The organism is Microbispora sp. ATCC PTA-5024 (genome assembly GCF_000511135.2).
GTDB lineage: Bacteria > Actinomycetota > Actinomycetes > Streptosporangiales > Streptosporangiaceae > Microbispora > Microbispora corallina.
The window spans coordinates 357,116-361,759 of sequence record NZ_KI866528.1 but is presented as its reverse complement, the minus strand read 5'-3'; the positions used below and the strand labels follow the sequence as shown (position 1 = coordinate 361,759).

At 72.8% G+C, this 4,644-nt stretch carries 5 protein-coding genes and 2 pseudogenes; 1 reads left to right on the top strand and 6 read right to left on the bottom strand.

Going from position 1 to position 4,644, the window contains the following annotated elements:
- Positions 1 to 905, bottom strand: a pseudogene (locus tag MPTA5024_RS38590) (phosphoketolase); the annotation flags it as partial.
- A gap of 90 nt (positions 906 to 995) precedes the next feature.
- Between MPTA5024_RS38590 and MPTA5024_RS38585 the strand changes: the two are divergent.
- Positions 996 to 1,481 (top strand): MarR family winged helix-turn-helix transcriptional regulator, encoded by a 486-nt coding sequence (locus MPTA5024_RS38585; protein ID WP_036333504.1) that lies wholly within the window; start codon positions 996 to 998, stop codon positions 1,479 to 1,481.
- Between the two features lie 30 nt (positions 1,482 to 1,511).
- On the opposite strand, the gene MPTA5024_RS38580 is transcribed toward MPTA5024_RS38585, so the two are convergent.
- The 5 genes and pseudogenes from MPTA5024_RS38580 to MPTA5024_RS38560 all read right to left on the bottom strand — a co-directional run.
- Positions 1,512 to 1,880: a DUF4260 family protein gene (locus MPTA5024_RS38580; RefSeq protein ID WP_051459198.1), complete on the bottom strand. Its 369-nt coding sequence runs from the start codon at positions 1,878 to 1,880 to the stop codon at positions 1,512 to 1,514.
- Between the two features lie 32 nt (positions 1,881 to 1,912).
- Positions 1,913 to 2,380, bottom strand: a complete 468-nt coding sequence (locus MPTA5024_RS38575; RefSeq protein WP_051459197.1) for a TspO/MBR family protein — start codon at positions 2,378 to 2,380, stop codon at positions 1,913 to 1,915.
- A 60-nt stretch (positions 2,381 to 2,440) separates the two neighbouring features.
- Positions 2,441 to 3,391: a YbgA family protein gene (locus MPTA5024_RS38570; protein WP_051459196.1), complete on the bottom strand. Its 951-nt coding sequence runs from the start codon at positions 3,389 to 3,391 to the stop codon at positions 2,441 to 2,443.
- Positions 3,392 to 3,393: 2 nt separating this feature from the next.
- Entirely contained in the window at positions 3,394 to 3,918 is a 525-nt protein-coding gene (locus tag MPTA5024_RS38565; RefSeq protein ID WP_036333500.1) for an RNA polymerase sigma factor, read from the bottom strand.
- 114 nt (positions 3,919 to 4,032) lie between these two features.
- Positions 4,033 to 4,644: pseudogene (locus MPTA5024_RS38560) on the bottom strand (MerR family transcriptional regulator); the annotation flags it as partial.

The window sequence follows — 4,644 nt, the reverse complement described above, 5'->3', positions numbered from 1 at the left end:
TCCAGCCGGTCGGGCCGGTCTCGCACGTCGGTCAGCGGCACCTGGTGGGACCGCCAGGTGCCCTCGACCGGCAGGCCGTCGACCTCGCGGGGGCCTGTCCACCCCTTGGGAGTACGGAGGATGATCATGGGTAGGGGGCCGCCGTCGCCGATCTGGCCGAAGACCATGTCGAGCGTGGCGGCCATGAGCTCGTGGACGGCGGCGGGCTCGTCTCCGGAGACGATGTGGGGGCGGTAGCCGTACCCCTCGAAGAGCTTGACCAGCTCCTCCTCCGGGATCCGGGCCAGCACGGTCGGGTTGGCGATCTTGTAGCCGTTCAGGTGCAGGATCGGCAGGACCACGCCGTCCCCGTCCCTGTTGAGGAACTTGTTGGAGTGCCAGCTTGCGGCCAGCGGGCCGGTCTCGGCCTCGCCGTCGCCGACCACGCACGCGACGACGAGCCCGGGGTTGTCGAAGGCCGCGCCGTACGCGTGCGAGAGGGCGTAGCCGAGCTCGCCACCCTCGTGGATCGACCCGGGCGTCTCCGGCGCCGCGTGGCTCGGGATGCCGCCGGGGAACGAGAACTGGCGAAACAGCCTCCGCATGCCCGTCGCGTCGCGGGTCACGTGCGGGTACCGCTCGGTGTAGCTGCCCTCCAGCCAGGCGTGGGCGACCGCGGCCGGGCCGCCGTGCCCGGGGCCGCAGATGTAGATCATGTCCTGGCCGCGCTCGCGGATCACCCGGTTGAGGTGCGCGAAGCAGAAGTTCAGCCCGGGAGTGGTGCCCCAGTGGCCCAGCAGGCGCGGCTTGACGTGCTCGGGCCTCAGCGGCTCGGTCAGCAGCGGGTTGTCCATCAGGTAGATCTGGCCCACGGACAGGTAGTTCGCGGCCCGCCAGTAGGCGTCGACGCGCTGGAGTTCGTCCATACCTGTGACACTTCCCCCTCGACCGGTTTGAACCCGTCGAATGCCCGCGGTCCGGGCGCCGGGGACCGTTCCGATCGGTACGCTTACCGCATGCCGGAGACCCGTTGGCTCGACGACGAGGAGCAGCGCACCTGGCGCGCCTACCTCAAGTCGAGCCACCTGCTCCAGATGGCTCTGGAGAGGCAGTTGCAGCGCGACTCCGGCATGCCCCACGCGTACTACATGATCCTGGTCGCCCTGTCGGAGTCGCCCGAGCGGACGATGACGATGACGCAGTTGGCCGCGTTCCTGCAGTACTCGGCCAGCCGCCTGTCCCACGCGATGGCGCGGCTGGAGGAGAAGGGGTGGGTGCGGCGGGCCAAGCGGCACGAGGACCGGCGCACCACGGTCGCCCAGCTCACCGACGCCGGGTTCGCCGCTCTCGTGGAGGCCGCCCCCGGGCACGTTGAGGAGGTCAGGCGGATCCTGTTCGACCCCCTCACCCGCGAGCAGACCCGCGAGCTCCACGGCCTCCTGGACAGGATCCTGGCCGGTCTGGAGTCCCAGGGCCTGACCGCCGACTTCCCCGGCGCGTAGGGCCGTTTCGACGTCGGCGGGTGAGACCGGTCAGGAGCCGCCGGCCGGCGGAAACCCGCGCCCGAGCGCTCGGTCGAGGGCGATACGGGCGAGCCAGCCGAGGGCGGCGGTGAACAGCGGCGGCCACGCGATCGGCCCGAAGGAGTAGGCGACCAGCACCACGAGCGGGATCCACACGCGGTGCACGGCCTGGTACAGGACGCCGGGCGGACGAATCCCGGCGAGCCGCGCCAGGCCGGGCAGCGTGAAGAACACGAGCATGGCCACCGTGGTCGGGACGCCGTACTTGACGCTCTCGAAGACCGCGAACGCGGCGAGAAAGAACGCGAACGCTCCCCAGCCGATCTTTCGCAGCCGGCCGCCGGCTTCCGGGAGGGGCGGGGACAGCTCATCACCCATGCGGCCAATTGTCACAGCATGTGCGGACAAACTCAGGCGTCCGGGTTGTGCCGCACGATCGCGGCGTTGAGCGCGGTCGCGAAGGCCGTCCACCCGGCGTACGGCAGGAGCAGCAGCCCCGCCCTCCGGTCGGCGCGGCCGGCCCGGCTGACGAGCAGCGCGTTCGACGCGTTGAGGGCGAGGATCTCCGCCAGCGCGAGCTTCGGGGACCGGGCGCGGAAGAACAGCGCCGACCAGGCGGCGTTGAGGAGCAGGTTCGCGCCGAGCGCGCGGGCCAGCGCGGGCCGGGAGCCGTCCCCGCCGTGCGACAGCGCCCGGCCGCCGGCGTAGGCGATGGTCGCGTAGAGGGGCGTCCACACGAGGCCGAACGCGGGCGGCGGCGGCTGCCAGGAGGGCTTGCGGAGCCCGCGGTACCAGGCCGAGGTGGCGTCGACCGACAGGCTTCCGGCGACGGCCGTGGCCGTGACGGCCAGCGCCGTGCCGAGGAACGTCTTCTTCATGGGTCCGTCCTTTCCGCTCTGCACGGGTGACTTTCCCGGACGGCGCGGCCCAATCGGCTTTCAGGCGGGGATGTGGTTGCGCAGGCGGAGCTCGTCCGGGTACGGCGACAGGTAGGTCTGCCCGCTGACGTGGGCGGCGCCCTCGCCTCTGGCGTGGTGGCGGATCAGCGCCACCGGCACGGTCAGCGCCACCCTGCGGGCCTCGTACGACTCGATGACCTCCACCAGGTCGGCGCGGCGGGCCCGATCGAGGTGGCGGCCGACCACGCCGAGGCAGTGGTGGAGGACGTTGACGTGACGGCCCACCGTCGCCTTCGCCGCCAGGGCCGCCCGGAAGGCGGCGGCGTAGTCCCGGGCGAGGAGGTCGCGGGGACGCGCGCCGGCCGCGGCGACGATCCGGCCGATCCCCCGGTACGCCGCGGGGTCGTGGGCCAGGAGCTGCATCTTGTGCCGGCCGTGGAACTCGACCAGGTCACGGGGGCGCCAGTCGCCCGACAGCAGTGCCCGCAGCCGGGCCAGGGCGAAGATCCGCTCGACGAACGCCTCGCGGAGCACGGCGTCGTGCAGCCGTCCCTCGTCCTCCACGGGCAGCAGCGGGTGGGCGTCGATCACGGCGGCCGCGAACAGGCCCCGGTTGCGGCGGCCGGTCACCGCGTCGCCGTCGTAGACGGGGATCCCGTGGATGCCGCAGCTCGGGCTCCTCGACTTGAACAGGTAGCCGTCCACGTCGAGCCCGGCGGCCCGCTCGGCCGCCAGCGCCGTCATCGGGCCAGTGAGGTCGGCCCGGCTCCTCCTCGTCATCAGGCGGGGGCCGTCGGGCGACCCCTCCAGGCGGAGGCTCTCCCTGGGGGCGCCGAGTCCGAGCTCCATCTCGGGGCACACGGGCACCCAGTCCACGTGCCCGCCGAGGTCGCCGGACACGAACCGGTCCCGGCTGTGCCCGCCGTTGAACCTCACCGGGTCCCCCAGCAGGCATCGGGAGACGGCGACCCTCGGCCTGACGTCGTCCATGATCAGGCGGCGGCCGGAGGCAGCAGACGGGACAGCCGGTGCAGGCCGCGGGCCGTACGGGCCTTCACCGTGCCCAGCGGGACCCGCAGCCGGTCGGCGATCTCCCGCTGGGTCAGGTCGCCGTAGTAGGCCAGCTCGATGGCCTGGCGCTGGACGTCGGGCAGCGCGTCGAGGGCACGGCGGACCCGGTCGCGGTCGGCGAACGCGTCGCCGTCCTCGCGGCCGTCCCGCCCCGCCGGGTCGGCGACCGCCTCGAGCGGGACGGTCGTCGGCGTCCGCGCCCGCAGGTGGTCGACGGCCCGGTTGTGGGCGATGCCGAAGAGCCAGGCGGACAGGCTGCGCGAGGGGTCGAACCGGTGCCGGAAGCGCCACACCTCGGTGAAGACCACCTGCAGCACGTCGTCGACGTCCTGCGTCGGGACGAGTCTTCGCAGGTAGGAGCGCAGCGCGGGGGCGTGCGTGGCGTAGCACTCCCCTATCGCGCCGGCCTCTCCGGCCGCCAGGCGCATCTCCAGGGTCTCGTTCATGAGCATCCTCTAGCCCGGGAAACTTATTCAAAACCTATTCATAGCTGGCCGCGTTCCGTTGACGCAAGGCCGAAGGCCCAGAGGGGAGGTCAACAAACGGTCAAAACGGAAGGATCACCGCAGAAAGGTCATTACCGCTGTAATCGCGTCGTGAAACGTGGTCACCCTGGTCGTGCCCGGCGGAAGGCCGTCCCACCAGCCGGGACCGCCGGCGACGACGCGGCAGGCCGGGCGCAGCCGCGGCAGCGCGGCCAGCGGAGCCGGGTCGCCGGTGGCCTCCATCTGGGACCACACGAAGACCACCGCGGGGCCGAGGCGCCGCATCGCGTCCCCCAGGGCGCTGTACGGCGTGCGGGCCCCGAGCACCCGCGTCTGCACGCCCAGACCGGCCAGCTCGGCCGCCAGCGCGTACGCGGGGAGGCTGTGCTGCTCCTCCTCGGCACAGGCCAGCAGCACGGGCAGGGGGTGCACGGGGGGGCCGGTCCGCCGGGCGACCGCGGTGAGCGCGGCGAGCAGGCGGTCCGAGAACAGGTGCTCGATCTCGACGCCGAAGCCCGACTCGCGCTGCCGCCTGACGATGGTCGCGAACACCGGGAGCGCGAGGTTCTCCCAGGTCCAGACGACTCCTCGCGCGCGCAGGGCCACCTCCAGGGCCCCGCCGACCGTGGGGCTGTCGAGGGCGAACGCGGCCCGGGCGAGCATGGCGGCCGACAGGAGGCCCTGGCC

What these genes read in the sequence shown, in the direction of transcription:
- MPTA5024_RS38565 (WP_036333500.1), bottom strand. Translation starts at nt 3,918, where the DNA reads ATGAACGAGACCCTGGAGATGCGCCTGGCGGCCGGAGAGGCCGGCGCG.
- MPTA5024_RS38575 (WP_051459197.1), bottom strand. Translation starts at nt 2,380, where the DNA reads ATGAAGAAGACGTTCCTCGGCACGGCGCTGGCCGTCACGGCCACGGCC.
- MPTA5024_RS38585 (WP_036333504.1), top strand. Translation starts at nt 996, where the DNA reads ATGCCGGAGACCCGTTGGCTCGACGACGAGGAGCAGCGCACCTGGCGC.
- MPTA5024_RS38570 (WP_051459196.1), bottom strand. Translation starts at nt 3,391, where the DNA reads ATGGACGACGTCAGGCCGAGGGTCGCCGTCTCCCGATGCCTGCTGGGG.
- MPTA5024_RS38580 (WP_051459198.1), bottom strand. Translation starts at nt 1,880, where the DNA reads ATGGGTGATGAGCTGTCCCCGCCCCTCCCGGAAGCCGGCGGCCGGCTG.